The sequence below is a fragment of the Gelidimonas denitrificans genome (assembly GCF_055694065.1).
The window spans coordinates 933,396-951,344 of sequence record NZ_CM146350.1 but is presented as its reverse complement, the minus strand read 5'-3'; the positions used below and the strand labels follow the sequence as shown (position 1 = coordinate 951,344).

Here is a 17,949-nt window from a genome sequence, read left to right as displayed (position 1 = left end):
CAATCTGCGTTTTTACCGGACAGAGGGATCACAGCAACGGCGCGTCGTTTTCCGCAGTTATATAGGTCAACTTGCCGTCCACGATGCGCGCCGGCTCAGTCCAGGGATGGAGCGTGCTGTGTTTCGCATCGAGGATATGCATCACGTCGATGCCGCGGGCGCGCAGGGCGTCGGCGATCATCGAGCGGTGACAGCGCCACCACAGGGATTCCGCGCACATAAGGGTGGTGCGCAAACGCTGCGCAAGTTCCAGAAACTGATCGAGGCCCGCGGCGAATTCCGGCGTCTGCATATAATCGGCGTAGCTGCGAAAACTGATATTGCGCCAGGCGGTATTGGGCGAATCCGGAACCGGCCGGCGACGTCCGCCGAGCGCCGGCAGCCAGTGATATTCAAGCTGATGTTGGGTCAGGCTAGCTTCCAACGCGAGCCGGCCAAAGTGCGGATAGCGGCGCGAGCCAGGAAAGCTGCGCACGTCCGCCACCGCCTCGATCCGGTACTGCGCCAACAGCGCCAGAAAATCATCCAGCGTATGCGTCGAATGGCCGATAGTCCAGACCGTTAGCGCATTAGCATTGCTCACGCACGAGCTCCTTTGCCCGGCGCTGGTTTGCGCGCCAGACCTGTGCCCGTGTTCGAGAGCCGCCGCGTTTGCGGCTCCATTTCATGGCTGCATTTCGCGGCTCCACTGACGACATCACGCCGCGAGCGCGGCATCGACGATGCTTTGCGCCTCCTGCACGATCGATTTCAGGTGCGCCTTGCTCTTGAAGCTCTCCGCGTAAATTTTGTAGATGTCCTCGGTGCCGGACGGGCGTGCCGCGAACCAGCCACTGGCGGTAATCACCTTGATGCCACCAATCGGCGCGTCGTTGCCGGGCGCATGATCGAGCACGCTTTCGATCTTCTCGCCCGCCATCTCGGTGCTTTGTATCTGGCTCGGAGACAGCTTCGCCAATCGGGTTTTTTGCTCAGCAGTCGCCGGCGCTTCGACCCGATCCGTGAACGGCTCGCCCAAATCACGCACCAGGTCGCGATACAAATCGCCGATATCGCGGCCGCTGCGGGCGCTGATTTCCGCCGCCAGCAACGACGCCACGATGCCATCCTTGTCGGTGGTCCAGACGGTGCCGTCGATGCGGCTGAAAGTTGCGCCGGCGCTTTCCTCGCAACCGAAACCGAGCGAACCGTCGCACAGGCCATCGACGAACCACTTGAAGCCGACCGGAACCTCGTACAGCTTGCGGCCCAGCCGCTGCGTCACGCGGTCGATCAGCGCGCTGCTGACCACCGATTTGCCGACTGCCGCTTGCGGGTTCCAGTGCGGACGATTGCGGAACAGGTAGTCGATCGCGACGCTCAGGTAATGGTTGGTCGGCAGCAGCCCGGCACCGGGCGTGACGATGCCATGACGGTCGTAATCGGTGTCGCAGGCGAAGGCGACCTGAAAGCGGTCCTTCAATCTGATCAGCCGCTGCATCGCATAGGACGAAGACGGGTCCATGCGGATTTTGCCGTCCCAATCCAGCGACATGAAGCTGAAAGTCGGGTCGACTACCTCGCTGACCACGCTCAGATCGAGCCGATAGCGCTCGGCGATCCGGGCCCAGTAATGCACGCCCGCGCCGCCCAGCGGGTCCACCCCCATGCGGATGCCGGAAGCGCGAATCACATCGAGATCGAGCACGCTGCCCAGGTCGGCGACATAGGCTTCCAGATAATCGTACTCATGCGTGGTGGCGGCGCGGCGCGCTTGCGCCAGCGGCATGCGCCGCACTTCCTTCAGGCCGGTTTCGAGCAGAGCGTTGGCCCTGGCTTGAATCCAGCCGGTAATGCCGGTATCGGCCGGGCCGCCGTTGGGCGGGTTGTATTTGAAGCCGCCGTCGGCGGGCGGGTTGTGCGAGGGCGTGATGACGATGCCGTCGGCCAGCCCCGATGTGCGGCCGCGGTTGTAGACCAGAATCGCATGCGAGACCGCCGGCGTGGGCGTGAATTCGCCGCCCTTGGAGATCATCGTTTCAACCCCGTTGGCGGCCAACACTTCCAGCGCGCTCTCGAACGCCGGCTGCGACAGCGCATGGGTATCCATGCCGATGTACAGCGGGCCATCGATGCCCTGGATTTTGCGGTATTCGCAAATCGCCTGGCTGATCGCCAGCACATGCGATTCATTAAAACTGCACTCGAACGAGCTGCCGCGGTGACCGGAGGTGCCGAAAGCGACGCGCTGGGCGGGCACCGAAGGATCGGGGTGCAGCTCGGCATACGCCGCCAGCAACTTCGGCACATCGATCAGCAGCGACTGCGACGCCGGCTTGCCGGCCAGCGGGCTGATTGTGGTGCTCATGCGCAGATCTCCGGCAGATGACAACGCCGGATCAGGCAGATGGAAGATTGGGGTGATGCGAATAATGGGTCCATGACGATACTCGTTGTGGTGTTGCGTGGGCTAGAGAGGAAGTGTTGCGATGCAATACGCATATTATTATTGTAAATTTAATAATACCGCGAAAAATCATCCTTCTCTGTGCGCTAGCCAACATAGCCTGGATTTTGTAGGTTGAACTGTCATCTGGGTCAAACCTGCAGCAAGGCCGACTATGAAGGCGCGGAGCGGCGCAGCGCCAGACAAGTGTGGCCGGCGCATCAAAACCGGGCCGGCGGCGCCTTTTTGCTGGAAAATAGCTTGATTATTTGCAACTGATGACGACTTAACATACTGATTAATGTATTTTTAAAGCCGCTTTATATACTTGCGCAAAGGCATTGTTTTATCAACATACTCCCACCTTCGCTGGCATTTAAGCGGCACATTCACCGCGCCATTTTGTTCTCGACAGATGTGCTTCAATCCTATTTCGATTGAGTTTATTGACAAGCAGTGGCTTAATCACGCTCACCTTCCCATTCATTGTCCCTATGAACAAACCAAGCCAGATCACTTTGCCGGTCGCAGTCTCTTACGCACTGATGGCGCTGGCGTTATTTATTGTCCTCAAATCGGGCCTGCTGCTGGCGCTGTTTTCCGGCTTGCTGGTGCATTCTCTGGTGCATCAGGTAGCGCCCACGATTGCCAAAAAATTTAGCAACAGCCAGGCGCGCTGGATCGCGGTTGCCTTGCTGTCCGGGCTGATTGTGGCGGCGGTGTCGGCCCTGATCTGGGCAATATTTGCATTCGCACGCAGCGATACCGGCAATCTTTCCGCGCTGCTGCAAAAGCTGGCCGACATTATCGAAGCGTCGCGCGATCAAACGCCGGCCTGGGTGCGCGAACATTTGCCGGATGGCGTCGATGCGTTGCGCGCACTCCTGACCGACTGGTTGCGGGCGCACGCGGGCGAGGCAAAATTGCTAGGGCAAGAAGCCGGGCGCATCATCGTCCATCTGCTGCTCGGCATGATCATCGGCAGCATGGTCGCGCTGCAGGACGCCACTGCGCATGCGCACTACCAGCCATTTGCCGCCGCGCTACATCAACGGGTGGTCAATTTGCGCGAAATTTTCCAGAAAGTAGTGTTCGCCCAGGTCCGGATTTCGCTCATCAACACCGCCTTCACCGCGCTTTATCTGATGGTGGTGCTGCCGCTGGCAGGCGTGCATCTGCCATTTACCAAGAGCATGGTTGCCATCACTTTTATTGTCGGCCTGATACCGGTGGTCGGCAACATCGTCTCTAACACGGTGATCGTGATTGTGGCCTTGTCGCACGGCTTGCATACGGCGATTTCCTCACTGATCTTCATGATCGTGATTCACAAGATGGAGTATTTTTTGAATGCCAGAATCATCGGCGCCCAAGTCAACGCCCGCGCGTGGGAATTGCTGACCGCGATACTGGTAATGGAAACGCTATTCGGCCTGCACGGCGTGGTTGCAGCACCGGTGTTTTACGCCTACTGCAAGAAGGAATTGCACGATTGCGGCTGGGTCTAGACAGTTTTTTGTCGTCCTATGGGGCTGCGCCTGGCTCGACGCCAACCTACCCCATGTATTTTTTAATACCGCATAATATATATGCGGAAAAACACATGTTTTTCCATATACCCCACGTTATTTAATAACAAATAAAAATGCCGGCGCAACCATTATTCAGTTGTGCCGGCATCATGTACACCCGACTTACTTGGTCACGGTCACCAGAGTGCGCTTGCCGTCCTTGTAGGTGTAGATCGTCAGCGCGCCATTCTTGATGTCGCCTTTGGCGTCGAAGGCGATGATGCCCGACACGCCTTTGTAGTTGATTTTGGCCAAAAACGGCAGATATTTTGCCGGCGCGACCGAATTGGCTTGCTGCATCGCAGCGATCATGGCGTTGGTGGCGTCAAATGAATACGGCGAATAGATCTGGACTTCGGCATTGAATTTCTTCTTGTAGGCAGTCTTGAAGTTGTCGAGCGATTTTTTATTGGCCTCAATCACACCGCCCGCTTCCGCGCAATACACCTGGCCTTCGCCCATCGCGTCGCCGGCCAGCTTGACAAGTTCGCCGGTGCAAATGGCGTCGCCACCGATGAACTTGGCATGAATGCCGAGTTGCTTCATCTGGCGCAGCATCGGGCCGGCTACCGAATCGAGCCCGCCGAAGAAGATAACGTCGGGATTTTTGCCCTTGATCGCGGTCAGAATCGCGTTGAAGTCAGTCGCTTTGTCCGTGGTGTACTGCCTAGATACGATGTTGGCGCTTGCCGACTGCTTCTTGACGCTCTTGGCAAACTCGGACGCAAGGCCCTGGCCGTATGCGGTACGGTCGTCGATCACCGCAATATTCTTGGCTTTCAGGACATCGGTGGCGTAACGGCCGAGCGCGCCGCCGAGCTGGCTGTCGTTGGCGACTACGCGAAAGGTCGTGTTGTAGCCCTGCTGGGTGTACTTCGGATTGGTAGCGGCAGGGGAAATCTGCGGAATGCCGGCGTTGTGATAAATGCGCGAAGCGGGGATCGTGGTGCCGGAATTGAGGTGGCCAATGACGCCATTGACTTTCGCATCCACCAGTTTTTGCGCCACGGTGGTGGCTTGTCTTGGATCGCCGGCATCGTCTTCCGCCAGCAATTCAAACTTGATTGTCTTGCCGCCAATGACGATGTTTTTGGCGTTCTGTTCCTCGATCGCCATGCGCACGCCGTTTTCAACATCCTTGCCAATATGGGCGATACCGCCGGAAATCGGTGCGACGTGACCAATCTTGACGACTTGTTCGGCGGCCGCGGCATTGCCTGCGATAGCGAACGCCATCGCGCCCAGTAGTGGAATTAATTTTGTCTGATTCATGGAAAATTTACTCAGTGGTGGAAATGGGAGGTGCAGCCGGCTGAAATTGACCACTCAGCGATGCGGCGGAATGCGCTTTCTGTTCAAATGGAAATCGTGGCGCAAGACCAGGGTTGTTGACGCGACCAAACTGCTGAGCCCCAGCACCAATTGCACTAAGTTGTCGTCGGGGAAATGCCAGATTTGGGAGTCAGGTTGCGCGACGTTGACGGCGGCCGCAATCACCGGCGCGGCCCACTGCGCATCCGGCGTAACGTCCAGCAGCACATACCCTTCCGAGGTGCTATGCAAAAAAATATCGCCCCCTTGCGCCAGCGAAAAACAGACGCCGTAACCGCCTGTGCTGACTTCGGGTAGGTACTGTTGCAACGCCTGGTTCAGATTTTCGATCCAGGCCTCGGCCTCGTAAGGCGTCAGCAAGTGCATCCAGGAAACGGGTTCAGGAAGCGTCAAAGCCGGCATCCAGGATTGCCTGACGAATATCTTCGTGCGACACCATCGGTCCATGCTCGATGCTGGCTTCGCCGTTGACCAGAGAAACCTCAACGTGGCCGATGCCGGGCAGATCCTGGATCGCATTGGTGACCAGGCGAACGCATTGCGCGTTCTCCATGCCAGTCACTTTGATCAGTATAGTTTTCAATTTTTAGACCGATCTGGCAAAAATCCAATGAAATATTGACCTTACATGTTCGCCAAACAGGACGAGTCGGAATCAGTAGAATCAGCAGGCGGGTTAGCGGCTTCATCGCGTAACCCGACCTGCTCAACATTACGCCGGCTTGGGGCCTTTGCGATGTGGCTTGGCCTTGGCAAAATCGCTTTTGGCTTTGAACGGCGGTTTGTCGCCGAATTTTTTCTCGCCCACGCGTCTATCGCCACCCGTTTTGGCAGCAGCAAACGGCGTTTTCTTGCCGGCAGGTTTTTCGGCATTATCCGGCTGTTCGCCATCGCGGCTGATGCGCAACTGTTGTCCAGCCACCCACACGGTTTTCAGATGATCGAGCAGCTCTTTTGGCATGTCGGCTGGCAGATCCAGCATGCTGTAATCATCCTGGATGTCGATGCGGCCGATGTTTTTGGAGTCCAGCCCGGCCTCGTTGGCAATCGCGCCGACGATATTGCCGGGCTTGACGCCGTGCGCATGGCCGACTTCGATGCGGAAAGTCTGCATGCCGGCGTCAGCCGGGCGCTCGCCCCGCTCTTTCCTTGGGAAAGCCGGACGCTCGGCGTGCTCGCTGCGCTCTTGCCGTTCGGAACGCTCAGGACGTTCAGGACGCTCAAACCGCTCCTGCCGCTCAGGGCGCTCAAACTTGCTGGAACGGGCCGGTCTTTCATCGAACCGGGCCGGCGCTGCTTGCGGCTCGCGCTGTTTTTTATCCAGCAATAGCGGCACGTTGCCGCGCGCCATTTTCGCCAGTGCTGCCGCGATGTCAAGCGCAGGAACATTGTGCTCCTGCTCATATTCTTCGATCAGCGACGTGAATATTTCCAGTTCGCCCAGGGCCAGCGTATCGGTGATTTGATCCTTGAACTTGGCAATCCGCACGTCGTTGACCACTTGCACGGTCGGCAATTCCAGCTGCGAAATCGGCTGGCGGGTCGCGCGTTCGATCGCTTTCAGCAAATTGCGTTCGCGCGGGGTGATGAACAGAATCGCCTCGCCGCTGCGCCCGGCACGGCCAGTGCGGCCGATGCGGTGGGTATAACTTTCCGGATCGTGCGGCACATCGTAATTGATCACGTGGCTGATGCGCTCCACATCCAGCCCGCGGGCGGCGACATCGGTGGCGACCAGGATATCGATCTCGCCGCTCTTGAGTTGCCCGATGGTGCGTTCGCGCTGTTGCTGCTGGATATCGCCATTGATCGCCGCCGCAGAAAAACCGCGCGCCTGTAGTTTGCTGGCCAATTCTTCGGTGCCCAGTTTGGTGCGCGAAAAAATGATCATGCCGTCGAACGTTTCAGCTTCCAGAATCCGTGTCAGCGCATCGAGCTTGTGCATGCCGGACACCAGCCAGTAGCGCTGGCGGATATTGTCGGCGGTGCCGGTTTTGGCGGCAATCGTGACTTCCGACGGCTTGCGCAAATAGGTCTGGGCGATGCGCTTGATGGCCGACGGCATGGTGGCCGAGAACAAGGCGGTTTGGCGCGATTCCGGCGTTTCCTGCAGGATGCGTTCGACATCATCGATGAAACCCATGCGCAGCATCTCGTCGGCTTCATCGAGTACCAGCGTTTTGAGTTTCGACAGGTCCAGCGAGCCTTTATCGAGGTGATCGATCACGCGACCGGGCGTACCAACCACCACATGCACGCCGCGGCGTAATGCGGAGAGTTGCGCGCCATAACTCTGGCCGCCGTAAATCGGCAGCACATGAAAGCCGGGAATATGCGCGGCGTAGCTCTGGAATGCTTCGGCCACCTGAATCGCCAGCTCGCGCGTCGGCGCCAGCACCAGCGCTTGCGGTGTGGTCTGCTTGAGGTCGATGCGGGCCAGAATCGGCAGCGCAAAAGCGGCGGTTTTACCGGTGCCGGTTTGCGCCTGGCCAATCACGTCGCGATTGTCCAGCAAAATAGGAATCGTGGCCGCCTGAATCGGCGACGGCAACTCATAGCCGAGGTCCTGCAGAACGCGCAACAATGGCGCACTGAGGTTTAGATCGGAAAATAACGGAATAGGTGTTTCAGACATGGTGACGCTCACAAGTTCGCTCGAATCGCACTATGCGAAAGAACGTGGTGCGCAGTTTACTCTGTTGTTGCGCAGGCGGGGTTGACCTTTGACGGCGCGAACGATATGGCCGGCGCAGCAGCGTGGCTAAAGACATGCAGGCAAAAAAATGCCCGCGGACCTTGCGGCGCGGGCTAAATCCAATCTTTTTACGGAGTTGGAGGAGACAGGCAAACTATATCGCAATGCAGCATATATCACTAATTTATTATTCAAATATGTATTATTCACGAAATACATAATACGATTCAACGCGGGAGGTACCGGCGCGGCAGCGCGGGATCGATTGCAGTAGTACTTTTTATCGTCTTCATCAGGATATTCAGGCGTATATGAGAGGGATTTGCGAGTACATCGTGCGCATTGCAGAGTTTTTCAAGCGCCAAGGCCGAATATTATTTCAGGCTGCGGGACTGCAACCGCAACCGGGTGCCGGCTTCGCCGGTGATGATGAAAGAGCCGATCATTGCGGGCCATTGCTGCATAGCAGCAACAAATTCTGACGCCTGCAATCTCTTTACAGCCACGGCTTCAGCCAGTCCAGCCCAGCCGAAGTGCCGGCGCGCGGCCGGTACTCGCAACCGATCCAGCCTTGATAACCGAGGCTGTCGATCAACTCGAACAGGTAAGGATAATTGATCTCGCCGAGATCCGGCTCGTGCCGCTCGGGCACACCGGCGATCTGGATATGACCGATGCCACCAGTGCCGCACGCTTGGCGCGCCATATCGCGTTTAAGCTTGGCTGTCAGATCGCCTTCCACGATCTGGCAGTGATACAGGTCGAACTGCACCTGCAAATTGGCGGCCACCACCTCGGCGCAGATGGCTTGTGCCGCATCCTGCCGGGTCAGGAAGTAACCCGGAATATCGCGGGTATTGATCGGCTCGATCACGACAGTCACGCCTTGCGCCGCCGCCAAGTGCGCCGCATACGACAGATTCTCCAGATACACCGCACGCTGGCGGCCTTGGTCTTGCTGCGGCTGTATCAAACCGGCCATCACATGCAGCTTGCTGTTGCCCAACACGTGCGCATATTCCAGCGCAATGTCGATCGAACGCTTGAATGCATCCTCGCGCCCCGGCAACGACGCCAGGCCGCGTTCGCCATTCTCCCAGTCGCCGGGCGGCGCGTTAAACAAGACTTGCGCCAATCCGTTATCCGCCAGCAATTGGCGCAAAGTCTGGGCCGGATATTCGTATGGAAACAGGAATTCCACCGCCTTGAAACCATCCTGCGCCGCCGCTGCAAAGCGGTCGATGAAGGCATGTTCGGTATACATCATGGTGAGATTGGCGGCAAAGCGGGGCATAGCAAATCCTTTGAGGCTGAATATCCATCAATGATAACGACCCTCACTACCCCGGGCAATCCTGAACCCAGCATGAACGAGCGCTTCACCGCAGGTTCAGGCGTGATTACGCAAAATGGTTGCACGGTCACAGATTCGACCGCTGCGCTACCTTGCAGCGGACAGCTCCTCAACTTTCAGGCTCAAACCATGAAAACAATTCTTACTGGCCTTTTGGCCATCGTCACCCTCACTTGGGGTTGGGATATTCTCTCCAGCACCGGCCCGTCCGGCGGCTCCCTTGTATGGACCATGCGTCAGGAAGGCTTGTACCTGACCGGGCTCTTTTCTATTGCGCTGATGTCGCTGTCCATGATTCTGTCCACCCGGCCGGCTTGGCTGGAACGGCCGTTGGGCGGCATGGATCGCATTTATCGGCTGCACAAATGGGCGGGTATTCTCGCCATTGGTTTCGCCGCAGCACATTGGCTGCTTAAGATGTCAAGCGATGTGCTCAAGACATTGATCGGCAGCGCAGGCCGCTTGCCGAAAGAGCATTACACCGGATTGTTCAACACCCTGCGCCATCTCTCCAAGGACATGGGCGAATGGGCCATTTACATAGTGCTGGCGATGCTGTTGCTCACACTCTGGAAGCGCTTCCCTTATAAATTCTGGCGCCATTTGCACCGGATCATGCCAGCTATCTATTTGGTGCTCGCCTTTCACACCGCGATGCTGGCGCCGCTTGACTACTGGCTGCAACCGGTCGGCGTATTGCTTGCGCTATTGCTCACAGGTGGCGCGATTTCCAGCGTGCTCTCGCTCACCGGACGCATCGGGCAGCGTCGATTGGTGAGCGGGACGATTGTTTCCGTCAGCAGCAGCGCCGCCGACATCACCGAAGTATGTTGCCGCCTCGACGCAGACTGGAAAGGCCATCGCCCCGGTCAATTTGCCTTCGTCACTTTTGATCCAAACGAGGGCGCGCATCCTTTCACCATTGCCAGCGCAAACCGGAGCGACCGCAACATTACCTTGCAGATCAAGGGGCTGGGCGATTACACCCGCGGCCTGGCGCAGCGATTAACATCCGGGCAAACGGTCAAAGTCGAAGGGCCATACGGGCACTTCGACCTGTCGCGCCGCAACCCGCGTGCGCAGCAAATATGGATTGCCGGCGGCATCGGCATTACGCCGTTCCTCGCCTGGCTCGAAGCGCTACAAGGCCAGCCAGAAAAAGCGCCTGTGGCCGATCTGCACTACTGCACACGCGACCGCGACACCGACAACCTGGTTGCGAAGCTGGAGTCGCTGTGCGCAACCCTCCCGAGCGTGCGGCTGCACGTACATGGCGCCCGTCAGGGCGAAGTACTGACCACCGACAAACTGAGCGCCACGCAGACCGGCATCAAACGCACGGAAGTGTGGTTCTGCGGTCCCCAAGGACTTGCAGACGCTCTCAAAGAGGGCTTGCAAAGCGCGTTAAAAAGCCGCCTCAGCTTCCACCAGGAAGCATTCGAGATGCGCTAATGTGCACCGCATCGGTGCGTCATCGGCACCGATGCGGCCGTCAGGTTAGCGCCAATGATGGATGGTGGTGCGCATAGCGCACCCTATCCTGTTGTCCACAAAAAGCACGAAAAAAATTCATGACACAATTCTTTCAAAAGTTGCTTGCTCGCCTCAATACCTATCAATGTCGGTGTCGATGATGCGCATCCGGAAAGTGGGCATGCGTGTGCGCGATCGCGTCGTGCCGATGCAGATGGCTATGCCTGATCCCGGGCGCGACAAAGTGATCGTGGTCATGCAGATGGTGCGCGTCGTGGAGATGCGAATGGTCGTGTTCGATTTCTTCATGCGTATGGCGGTGCGCATGGCGCTCTGTCAGATGCAGCCATATTCCCACCGCCATGCATGCGCCGGCAACCAGCAATGGCAGCGTTATCGGTTCTCCCATCCACACGGCAAGCACGGCACCGAAGAATGGCGCGACCGAGAAATACGCTCCGGTGCGCGCGGTGCCCAGGTGCCGCAGCCCAACCACAAACAGCGCCAGACTGATTCCATACGCCAGAAAACCCACCAGCAGCGCTTGCCCAATAATCAGCGGCTGCGGCATTGCGGCCCCCAACATCAAAGCCAGAGTCAGATTGACGCAACCGGATACCAGACCCTTTACTGACGCAATCCACGACGCATCGGCGAGCGACACCTTGCGCGTCAAATTATTATCGATGCCCCAGGCCAAGCATGCAGCCAGGATCGCCAGCGCCGGCATCATCCCGGCGAAACTGAAATCCCCCGGCCAGCTGAGAATGGCCGCGCCTAGCACGATGGCAACCATGCCGAGCGCAATGCGCCGGTCGAAATTTTCCCTGAATACAAACCATGCCAGCAGCGCAGTAAACACGCCTTCGGCGTTCAATAAAAGAGATGCGCCGGAGGCTGGCATCCCGGTCAGGCCAAGCATCAACAACACGGGCGCGACTATCCCGCCAAAAATAATAGCGCCGGCAAACCAGGCGCGTTCATCGCGGGGAAGATGCACCGCCGGGGCATGGATCAGAAAGCGATACAGCGCAAGGCCGACGCCGGAACCCAAATACAGCAGTCCGGCCAGCATCCAGGGAGTAACGCCAGCACCACCATCCTGCAGCGACTTTGCCAGCGGCGTTCCCGCGCCGAACAACAAGGCCGCACCCAGCGCTGCCGCCACACCCGGCTGCAACAATCTTTTTTTCCAGCGCATCTTATGGACCTTTGTACCTTTGGTTGATCGCCAACCTACTCATGCAACAACGGGTACAGCACCAGTCCGGCAAGCGCGGCAACGGCAACCACTACCGGCTCTTGCAGCTTTTTGAATTTCCACAGCACCGCGATGGCAATCAGGGCAATTAAAGCTGTCGGGATATCGATGATGGAACGCTTGGCTATCACGATGACAGAGCCGGTGATTGCGCCAATCGCAGCCGCGGTGATGCCATCGACAAAAGCAATAACGCCGGGCAGTTTTCCGTATTTCTTGAAATAAGGCGCCGGGATAATGGTGAATAGGTAGCACGGGATGAAAGTGCCCAGCGCCGCGACGCAGGCACCGGGCAATCCGGCAATCAGGTAGCCGATGAAACCGACGGTAATGACGACCGGACCGGGGGTAATCATTGCCACCGCCACTGCATCGACGAACTGCTTATCCGTGAGCCAGTGATGCTCGGTCACCACGCCGCCATAGAGAAACGGCACGATGGCAAGGCCCGAGCCGAAAATGAAGGCACCGGCCTTGGTGAAGAAAATCCCGAGTTGCGTCAGCAATGCAATATCTACCGCGCCAAACAAACCGGGCACCAGCGGCAGTTGTGCGATAGGTGCAATCTGTACCAAACCCACCGCGTGAAGACTGGTTTTGCGCAACCATTTCGGCGGTGCGCGCAACAGCCACACCAATACGCCGGACGCAATAAAGAGCCACGCAATTTCGGATTCGGTCACTACCGTCACGGCAGCGAGAAGTAAATAGATCGCCCATAGAAGCTTGTCTTTGCCTACGCTTTTGGCCGTCAATTTCTTCGCACTGATTGCGATGATGCCGATGACCGCTGCCCCGACGCCATAGAATACTGCCTGCATCCAGGGCAATCCGCCAAAATGCACATACGCCCATCCGAGCGCCACGACCATCAGAAACGAGGGAATGACGAAAGCGATTCCGACCAGCGTAGCGCCCAGAATGCGGTAATGGACGTAACCCATGTAGATGGCGAGTTGCGCCGCTAGCGGACCGGGCGCAAGTTGTGCCAGCGCCAAGCCTTCCTTATAGTCGGCCGGCGTAATCCATTTGCGCGCCTCGACCAAGTCGCGCTGCATGTAGCCGACCAGTGCCACCGGCCCGCCAAATCCCAGTGCGCCCAGATGCAGCATGTACCAGACTAATTGTTGCAGGCTATACCCGGGCGCGGTGACAGCTTCAGCGGATTCGTTCATGGTTGCGGGCTCTTTGTTGAAATGGGTGTACAGCGAGGCCGGCACGCCGCCCATCTCTTGCAAGAATGCATCGTCATCGTTGCACCGCGACCTTGGTTGCGACAGTCAGACAAAGTCCTGATATTACGCATTGTCCATGAAAAATATAAAAAACCCGAAAGACACCACAACCCAATGTGATTCGTAAAAAGTAGGGTGTATCACTATCTTCATGGTATTTATCGCATATTTTTATTGGTACTGTAAAAATACTCCAATAAATAAGAAAATGCGCTCAATCGTAATTTCAGCGTAGAGTCCTGTTTCTACACACTCCTTCTATGTGCCCCATGACCACTCTTTTTTCGTGTCTTTGATGTTTTTGTAGACGGTGCTCGCCGTGATTAAGATGCACAATATAAGTTAGTCAAGACGCAATATTAAGTAGTGCCAGCAGTACCGCACGCAGGAATCTACGCATGAATTGTTACAAATCAAAACCACAAAATTTCTTTGTGTAAATATTGGCTTGCGGGATTTTACGAGGTTTTTTCGACTCCAAAGCCGCATCAGGCATCAGCGTATTCCAAATTTCCAAATCCCTAAATCGCTATCTGTGACGACTTGCATTGGGGACTGCTCCAGCCAGCATTCAACGGCTTTTTCGGTTGAAATTAACTGCAATTATCCACAGAAATGCCAAAATTCATCATGTCATCATCAATAGTTATCTATTGCGCTGCAAGGTCGATAGCACGTTTTGCATCGTCGAGAATGTCTGCCGCAATCCGCCGCAGATTGCCGAGCGTGCGCTTGAGCAGGTTTAGGCGGCTCGGTTGAGCGCATCGCCGACATCACCCGAGGTCACGACCACATTGGCGGCAGTAGTCAGTGTCGCAAGACGAAAGATCGGCACCATGCAACAAAACCTATCCAAAGCGAACATGGCGATTCTGGCCACGGACGCCCATGGCATCATCACCGAATCCAAGCGTAGCGTCTGCCTGATGTTCGGCTACAGCGAGGAAGAACTGCTCGGCCTGTCGGTGCACCTACTGCTGCCGCCCCATTTCCGTCAACGGTATGCCGAATTATTAAAACGGTTTGTCGATGGGAAGGAAACCGAGCGTCGCATGTCTGGGCGTAATGAGGTAACCGGATATCGCAAGGATGGCAGTTTTTTTCCGCTTGAGGCCTCCATCACCAAATTCCATAATAACCACGAATGGATGCTGATTGTTACCCTGCGCGACATCACCGAGCGCAAGAAAGTTGAGAAAGAACTGACGTGGCGGGCAACCCATGACGCCCTGACTCGTCTACCCAACCGTGCTTTGATCCGCGAAAGAATCGTCACTGCCTTGCAGCGATCGCGACGCAATGGATTGAGCGTGGCATTGTTGTTCGTAGACATCGATTGGTTCAAGACGATCAACGACACCCACGGCCATGAAGCCGGTGACATGCTGCTCAAGACTGTGGCGAACCGACTGATCGAGCAGGTGCGGCCGGGCGACACCGTGGCGCGCCTGGCCGGGGACGAGTTTGTTGTTCTGTGCAATCAGGTGGAACAACCGGCCACTCTGTCCGTCCTGGCGGAACGGATCAATAATGCTCTGCGCCAACCATTCGATTTCGCGGGCCTGCCGTTGTTTGTGACGGCCAGCGTGGGTATCGCTATCGGCAACGGCAGTACGCACTGCGCTGACGACATGCTGCATTATGCCGATACGGCGATGTATGCGGTGAAGGAAAAAGGCCGTGATGGCTGGCAGTTTTTCAGCGAGAGTCTTCACGAGCAGGCCAAGCAGCGGATGGCCATTACCAATGGCCTGCGCATGGCGATTGAACGTGACGAGTTGTCGCCCCGCTTTCAACCCATCGTTGCGGCAGAGAGTGGCCGTATTGTCGGCGCAGAACTGCTGCTGCGCTGGAACTCGTCCGAGGGCGAGGTCTCCCCGGAGGTTTTCATCCCGATTGCAGAGATGACGGGCGTCATCGTGCCAATCGGCGCCTGGGTATTTCACCAGGCCTGCCAGGCTGAAGTCGACTGGCGCCATCGCTGGGGTAGGAATGCCCCTTACGTCTCGGTGAATGTCTCGGCGCGGCAGTTGAATGAAGAGTCGTTGGCCGAAGATTTTACAACCATGCTGCGCGCGACCGGGGCCGACCCGACACGCCTGGTGCTGGAAATCACTGAAACCTCGCTGATGGCGGATGTTGAAACCAGTCTGCGCATATTGCGTAGCTTGACCGATCTCGGTCTGCGGGTGGCCGTAGACGATTTCGGCACTGGCTATTCCTCGCTGGCACAGTTGACGCGGCTGCCGGTCGACGTACTGAAGATTGACCGGACCTTCGTCGATGGCATCAACAAGAGCCCCGAGAACCGCACCGTTATTCGTGCCGTGATCGGCCTCGGCCGCGCGCTCGGGCTGAAACTGGTAGCGGAAGGGGTCGAGAACAGTGCCCAGCAGATCGAACTCTGCGCCTATGGCTGCGATTTCATCCAGGGCTACCATTTTCACCGCCCACTACAGGAAAAGACTTTTATCGAGACCGTGGAGCGTGAAATCCGGGACGGCTCGCCGGGCGCTGCGGCTTCCCTCCACTTCCTGATCTATGTCAGCCAAGCGGTGGAACCGATGGCCGGGCAGACACTCGATGCTCTGCTGAAACAGTCCCAGGCTTCCAATCGTTCGGTGGGCGTCACCGGCTGCCTGATCTATCAGGATGGCTACTTCATGCAAATGCTGGAAGGCAAGCGGGAAGTCTTGTTCGCCCTGCTGGACAAGATCAAGGACGATCCTCGCCACTGCGATGTGCGCCTGGTCATTGAAGGACGGGCCAAGCACCGCGTTTTCGTGGACTGGAGCATGGCGTTACGCGATCTCACGCCAAGGCCGGATGAACCTGAATTCAACGAATGGCAACACCGCACCATTAGTTTCCTTGAACTCGCTGAAGATGCACGGACCTGCTACACCTATATCACCGCCAGCAGGAATGCTGGCAGTACGTACGGATAATCGGATGCCGCCATTTTTGAATCGGCGACATTGGCCGATTCCGGCTTCCGGATTACCTCGATTTCGACTAACCAGGACATTGCATGCCGGCACCGCAGGACTACACTACTCACAATATACTAGCTTTAGTATTTTAAGTTACGCAATGCATACATGCGGATAACTCGGCATTTAACAATATACTCCCGTTAACTATAATTAATGCAGAGAATTTTTACAGCAAGGCTGAAGCCGCATGTCGCCGCCCTTTTTCGCCTCTATCGACTGTGGACTAGGCGCTAACTTTTTGCCGCATGAACTATGTCCGAAGGCACTGCCGATGCAGCATTCGTCGTTGCAAGTGTATTGACGATGGACTACATTGAACATGTGATATTGAAAATTCCAGTTGAGCATTGACCGGATTCAATAATTGCAAAACTCGATACAAATTTTGACTGTATAAATTTTAAATAGCTGGGTTAAACAACTGCGGGCATGGCTGGATCGCGTTTTCTGTGTCACTGTTTCCTTGGCTACGGAGGTAATCATGAGACGGGTTGTTGTGGGTGCATCAATCATGCTGTCGATTTTGACCACGCATGGAGTCCGTGCTGCGGACTTGAAAATCGACCAGCAGAAAAAAACTGGCAATAGCCAAAGTGCCGAGAAGAGCCACAAATTCATGATCCGGGTCATGGATGGCGATTGGGGCGATGCAAAACCGGAGGAAATCGAAACCTTGTTGTATGCGATCGCGGACCAACTGCTGATACATTTTCCAGATCGGCAACTGGGTCCGATCATCGTCTCGCCCACCACCCAAGGCCCTATTGTGTTGTACCAAAAGGGGCCGGCCAACGAATACCAGGTTCATTTGGCTGCCAAGGGCAAGCATTGGGCAGAGTTCGTCTATGAGTTTTCCCACGAGCTATTTCATATCCTCGCCAACTACGAGAATCACGCGCCACCAAATATTGCACCCCACCTGTGGTTTGAGGAAACACTGTGCGAAGCCGTCTCGTTGTATACCTTGAGACGACTGTCCGCGACTTGGGAGCAGTCGCTGCCGCGCGCGGGATGGGCTTCATACGCGCCGACTTTAGACAGGTTTATGGGACGGGTGCTAAACGACCCGCGTCGTCAACTTCCTGTCAACACGTCGCTGGCGCAATGGTTCCGGGAAAATGGGCCGCTGCTGCTTGAAAACCCTTATCTGCGCGGCAAAAATGAGTTAGTCGCCAATCTGTTCCTGCCTATCCTCGAACATACCCAGGACTGGCAGGCGGTCGGTTTCCTCAATCCCAGCGCGCCACAAGAAAAAATGGGATTTTATGATCACCTTGCCAGTTGGCACAGCAGGACTCCCCCGGAGCACCAGGAATTCACCCGACTTGCCATGCGAATGTTTCATTTCGACGCACCCGAGGCCGGTGAGCACAAATTTGTCAAGGCTGGGTCGCAACCGCTGGTATTGGCGCAACCCGACGCAGCGGGTTCCAGCCAAACAGCTGCAATCCCTGGCGTTTAATACTGGTTCAATACAGCACTAATTTAATGCTGATTAAAGCTTGCATTACACATTTTACGAACTAGAATTTAATCAAGATTTATTCATGCGACAGCTTAAAATCTATTTGATGATTAAAACGCTGGTTCGGATTCTTGAAAATGGT

Annotated in this window: 15 protein-coding genes; 5 read left to right on the top strand and 10 right to left on the bottom strand. The window is 56.4% G+C overall.

Features of this window, described 5'->3' with window-relative positions:
* Window positions 1–28: 28 nt before the first annotated feature.
* Window positions 29–583 carry a DUF488 domain-containing protein gene (locus FKCLFG_RS04425; protein WP_472615017.1) on the bottom strand — a complete coding sequence of 185 codons (555 nt, stop codon included), beginning with the start codon at window positions 581–583 and terminating at the stop codon, window positions 29–31.
* Between the two features lie 114 nt (window positions 584–697).
* Entirely contained in the window at window positions 698–2,347 is a 1,650-nt protein-coding gene (gene pgm, locus FKCLFG_RS04420; protein ID WP_472615016.1) for a phosphoglucomutase (alpha-D-glucose-1,6-bisphosphate-dependent), read from the bottom strand.
* 572 nt (window positions 2,348–2,919) lie between these two features.
* Here pgm and FKCLFG_RS04415 point away from each other — a divergent pair.
* The gene (locus FKCLFG_RS04415; protein WP_472615015.1) at window positions 2,920–3,933 is read left to right on the top strand and encodes an AI-2E family transporter; all 1,014 of its coding nucleotides are present in this window, start codon (window positions 2,920–2,922) and stop codon (window positions 3,931–3,933) included.
* 186 nt (window positions 3,934–4,119) lie between these two features.
* Here FKCLFG_RS04415 and FKCLFG_RS04410 read toward each other — a convergent pair whose 3' ends face one another.
* The 5 genes from FKCLFG_RS04410 to otnI form a co-directional block, all read right to left on the bottom strand.
* A complete protein-coding gene (locus tag FKCLFG_RS04410; RefSeq protein ID WP_472615014.1) occupies window positions 4,120–5,268 on the bottom strand; it encodes a branched-chain amino acid ABC transporter substrate-binding protein in 1,149 nt (382 codons plus the stop codon).
* A 54-nt stretch (window positions 5,269–5,322) separates the two neighbouring features.
* The gene (locus tag FKCLFG_RS04405) at window positions 5,323–5,730 is read right to left on the bottom strand and encodes a hypothetical protein (protein WP_472615013.1); all 408 of its coding nucleotides are present in this window, start codon (window positions 5,728–5,730) and stop codon (window positions 5,323–5,325) included.
* Entirely contained in the window at window positions 5,708–5,881 is a 174-nt protein-coding gene (locus FKCLFG_RS04400; RefSeq protein ID WP_472615012.1) for a heavy-metal-associated domain-containing protein, read from the bottom strand. Before FKCLFG_RS04400 ends, FKCLFG_RS04405 begins: the two co-directional genes overlap by 23 nt.
* 159 nt (window positions 5,882–6,040) lie before the next feature.
* Entirely contained in the window at window positions 6,041–7,963 is a 1,923-nt protein-coding gene (locus FKCLFG_RS04395) for a DEAD/DEAH box helicase (RefSeq protein ID WP_472615011.1), read from the bottom strand.
* A 556-nt stretch (window positions 7,964–8,519) separates the two neighbouring features.
* The gene (gene otnI / locus FKCLFG_RS04390; RefSeq protein ID WP_472615010.1) at window positions 8,520–9,317 is read right to left on the bottom strand and encodes a 2-oxo-tetronate isomerase; all 798 of its coding nucleotides are present in this window, start codon (window positions 9,315–9,317) and stop codon (window positions 8,520–8,522) included.
* 189 nt (window positions 9,318–9,506) lie between these two features.
* Between otnI and FKCLFG_RS04385 the strand changes: the two genes are divergently transcribed.
* Window positions 9,507–10,829, top strand: a complete 1,323-nt coding sequence (locus FKCLFG_RS04385; protein ID WP_472615009.1) for a ferredoxin reductase family protein — start codon at window positions 9,507–9,509, stop codon at window positions 10,827–10,829.
* A gap of 163 nt (window positions 10,830–10,992) precedes the next feature.
* Here FKCLFG_RS04385 and FKCLFG_RS04380 read toward each other — a convergent pair whose 3' ends face one another.
* Window positions 10,993–12,051: a DMT family transporter gene (locus FKCLFG_RS04380; protein WP_472615008.1), complete on the bottom strand. Its 1,059-nt coding sequence runs from the start codon at window positions 12,049–12,051 to the stop codon at window positions 10,993–10,995.
* A gap of 35 nt (window positions 12,052–12,086) precedes the next feature.
* Window positions 12,087–13,286, bottom strand: a complete 1,200-nt coding sequence (locus FKCLFG_RS04375; protein WP_472615007.1) for a chromate transporter — start codon at window positions 13,284–13,286, stop codon at window positions 12,087–12,089.
* Window positions 13,287–13,933: 647 nt separating this feature from the next.
* On the opposite strand from FKCLFG_RS04375, the gene FKCLFG_RS04370 reads away from it, so the two are divergent.
* Window positions 13,934–14,092 (top strand): hypothetical protein, encoded by a 159-nt coding sequence (locus FKCLFG_RS04370; protein ID WP_472615006.1) that lies wholly within the window; start codon window positions 13,934–13,936, stop codon window positions 14,090–14,092.
* On the opposite strand, the gene FKCLFG_RS04365 is transcribed toward FKCLFG_RS04370, so the two are convergent.
* Window positions 14,089–14,211, bottom strand: coding sequence for a hypothetical protein (locus FKCLFG_RS04365; protein ID WP_472615005.1), 123 nt, complete (start codon window positions 14,209–14,211; stop codon window positions 14,089–14,091). The two genes, FKCLFG_RS04370 and FKCLFG_RS04365, sit on opposite strands and share 4 nt — an antisense overlap.
* Here FKCLFG_RS04365 and FKCLFG_RS04360 point away from each other — a divergent pair.
* A complete protein-coding gene (locus tag FKCLFG_RS04360) occupies window positions 14,210–16,294 on the top strand; it encodes an EAL domain-containing protein (RefSeq protein WP_472615004.1) in 2,085 nt (694 codons plus the stop codon). The genes FKCLFG_RS04365 and FKCLFG_RS04360 overlap by 2 nt on opposite strands.
* A 559-nt stretch (window positions 16,295–16,853) precedes the next feature.
* On the top strand, window positions 16,854–17,804 hold the full coding sequence (locus FKCLFG_RS04355) for a hypothetical protein (protein WP_472615003.1): 951 nt from the start codon (window positions 16,854–16,856) through the stop codon (window positions 17,802–17,804).
* Window positions 17,805–17,949 lie beyond the last annotated feature (145 nt).

Coding starts and splice junctions, on each gene's coding strand:
- pgm (WP_472615016.1), bottom strand. CDS start 2,347: ATGAGCACCACAATCAGCCCGCTGGCCGGCAAGCCGGCGTCGCAGTCG.
- FKCLFG_RS04415 (WP_472615015.1), top strand. CDS start 2,920: ATGAACAAACCAAGCCAGATCACTTTGCCGGTCGCAGTCTCTTACGCA.
- FKCLFG_RS04410 (WP_472615014.1), bottom strand. CDS start 5,268: ATGAATCAGACAAAATTAATTCCACTACTGGGCGCGATGGCGTTCGCT.
- FKCLFG_RS04405 (WP_472615013.1), bottom strand. CDS start 5,730: ATGCCGGCTTTGACGCTTCCTGAACCCGTTTCCTGGATGCACTTGCTG.
- FKCLFG_RS04400 (WP_472615012.1), bottom strand. CDS start 5,881: ATGGAGAACGCGCAATGCGTTCGCCTGGTCACCAATGCGATCCAGGAT.
- FKCLFG_RS04395 (WP_472615011.1), bottom strand. CDS start 7,963: ATGTCTGAAACACCTATTCCGTTATTTTCCGATCTAAACCTCAGTGCG.
- otnI (WP_472615010.1), bottom strand. CDS start 9,317: ATGCCCCGCTTTGCCGCCAATCTCACCATGATGTATACCGAACATGCC.
- FKCLFG_RS04385 (WP_472615009.1), top strand. CDS start 9,507: ATGAAAACAATTCTTACTGGCCTTTTGGCCATCGTCACCCTCACTTGG.
- FKCLFG_RS04380 (WP_472615008.1), bottom strand. CDS start 12,051: ATGCGCTGGAAAAAAAGATTGTTGCAGCCGGGTGTGGCGGCAGCGCTG.
- FKCLFG_RS04375 (WP_472615007.1), bottom strand. CDS start 13,286: ATGAACGAATCCGCTGAAGCTGTCACCGCGCCCGGGTATAGCCTGCAA.
- FKCLFG_RS04360 (WP_472615004.1), top strand. CDS start 14,210: ATGGCGATTCTGGCCACGGACGCCCATGGCATCATCACCGAATCCAAG.
- FKCLFG_RS04365 (WP_472615005.1), bottom strand. CDS start 14,211: ATGTTCGCTTTGGATAGGTTTTGTTGCATGGTGCCGATCTTTCGTCTT.
- FKCLFG_RS04355 (WP_472615003.1), top strand. CDS start 16,854: ATGCTGTCGATTTTGACCACGCATGGAGTCCGTGCTGCGGACTTGAAA.